Below are 1,405 nucleotides of genomic sequence, written 5' to 3' on the forward strand. Positions count from 1 at the left end.
CAGCCATCTGTGATGTTTTTTCGATTTCTCGTGGAGATATCCACGGGGCCGAAATTCATGAGTTGGCTTGGCTGAATTAAGACCGGCGTTCAGCCGCCGATCATTCCAGCCGAGGCTCGCCACGGGCCCGGAGCCTGATGCCCGCAATCGGTCTGAAATCACCTGTCTTGCCTGAGTGATATCGACCGCGCGCCAGTCTGAGCTGCGCCTCAGAGCCGATTTTCCAGCAATTCCGGTGTGATGTTCCGGCCGGCGTAAAAGATACCCAGGATCAACACCTGTTCGCTCTCGACCGCAAAAACGATGCTGACGGCACGCCGGTACCCAACAATCCGCAACCCAGGCATGATCTCGGCCCGCTCGGCGCCGCGCTGTGGAAAAGTCGATAGACCCAGGCAATGGTCATGGATTCCGACGACGAAATTCCAGGCGATCGCCGGCGACGCGCGCTCGGCTATGTCGTCATAGAGTTGCTCGAGCTCGGCTTCCGCTCTGGGGTGGAAGACAACCCGGTACTCCATCCCCTACTTGGCTTTCGCATGCTTAGCGCGATGACGCGCCTCCAGCTTGGAAAAAACCGTTTCGGCAGGAACACCCTTCGCCGGATCCTGTTGGAGCTCGGCCAGGCGCCCCGGGATTTCCTCGCGCAGCCACTTCTCCCGCTCCGCCTCGAAATCCTCGAGCATACGCAGGCCGGCTCGGACGACCTCACTGGCATTGTTGTAACGGCCTGATTCGAGCTGCTTCCTGATGAAGCTCTCATAGTGATCATTCAAGGCGTAGTTGGGCATGGCAACCTCTGGAAGAAATGTTCGGGCACAAGAATATAGCAATAGATGTCAGCTATTGCCAACATTGGCCGATTCGACCGCGCCCTACCCTTGATTCGGACTGTCCCGCAGACAGGGGCGAACCGCCCGATTCGGCTTAGCCGAGATATCGACTCAGCCCTGAAGGCGCCGGCGTGATCGAGAATCAATCCCGCAATCGATAGCTGCCGCGCTCTTCATCCCTGCGAAACGGCGGGCACTGAAGCCGGCTGAGAAAGAACATGCCAGCTAAATTCATTTCGCATCTGGGTGTGGGTCGCCGCTCCGATTCGGCGTTCACCGTAGGCTTTTGCCCTGGGAGGCTGTCCGTCGCGTCGGCCGAGACCGCGTCTCGGGTCGGGTCCCGGGAAGCGGATTGATGGCGACCATCAGCCCGCCGAACTTGAACAGCCTGCTGGCTTTGCGCAATGTAGGGGGTGTTTTGCAGTTTGTTTTTGAATGGAGGATTTGGCTTACCTGTCGGGCGGCGTTGGCTTTGGGTGCTTGCGGGCAGTTGAGGGTTAAGATCGGCCGGCCGTGACAGCCAAAAACGCGAACGGCCCGCCGGCGGGATGCCGGGCGGGCCGTTTGTGATG

Annotated in this window: 3 protein-coding genes; all 3 read right to left on the minus strand. The window is 59.4% G+C overall.

Annotated features, from left to right (window positions below; genetic code table 11):
• Positions 1 to 209 precede the first annotated feature (209 nt).
• Complete coding sequence (locus AC1VON_RS33680; RefSeq protein WP_483126248.1) at positions 210 to 521, minus strand: type II toxin-antitoxin system RelE/ParE family toxin; 312 nt, start codon at positions 519 to 521, stop codon at positions 210 to 212.
• A 3-nt stretch (positions 522 to 524) separates the two neighbouring features.
• Entirely contained in the window at positions 525 to 791 is a 267-nt protein-coding gene (locus tag AC1VON_RS33685) for a type II toxin-antitoxin system ParD family antitoxin (protein WP_172348458.1), read from the minus strand.
• A gap of 184 nt (positions 792 to 975) precedes the next feature.
• Positions 976 to 1,405, minus strand: a 430-nt coding sequence (locus tag AC1VON_RS33690; RefSeq protein ID WP_483126249.1) for a hypothetical protein, incomplete at its 5' end; no start/stop codon positions are given.

It is taken from the genome of Mesorhizobium sp. HAY1-8B (assembly GCF_056868045.1).